This window comes from Stenotrophomonas sp. 3diitr2024 (assembly GCF_042136455.1).
Lineage (GTDB): Bacteria > Pseudomonadota > Gammaproteobacteria > Xanthomonadales > Xanthomonadaceae > Stenotrophomonas > Stenotrophomonas sepilia.
Genome location: NZ_JBHHMJ010000255.1, coordinates 1 through 375, shown reverse-complemented (window position 1 = coordinate 375; position 375 = coordinate 1). Strand labels below are relative to the sequence as shown.

1 pseudogene is annotated in these 375 nt (G+C 70.1%); it reads left to right on the top strand.

The features are described from left to right. Nucleotides 1-235 precede the first annotated feature (235 nt). A pseudogene (locus ABGA94_RS05930) lies at nt 236-375 on the top strand (NADP-dependent 3-hydroxy acid dehydrogenase); the annotation flags it as partial.

Sequence of the window (375 nt, the reverse complement as noted above, 5' to 3'; positions counted from 1 at the left end):
CGACGATGGAGAATGCAAGCAGGTTCGAGCGCATGGAGCGGCCCCTGGTAGTGGAACCCTCGATTGTAGCCCGCCGCCCTGCCCCGGCCCGAACCCCGGAAGTCATGGGCCTGCTTCTTGCTCTGCGCACATCGGCCGCGTCGCCGCGCAGTCCGGTGCCGACCTGCGGCTGTCGATCGACGCCGACCTGCAGCGCGCGATGGTGGCCGCGTTCGGCGACCAGGAGGGTTCGGCAGTGGCGATGGAGGCGGCCCTGCTGGCGCTGCCGCCGGCCTTTGGCGAGATCGACCTGCTGGTCAACAACGCTGGCCTGGCGCAGGGCACCGCGCCGGCACAGAGCGCCACGCTGTCGGACTGGACCACGATGATCGACAC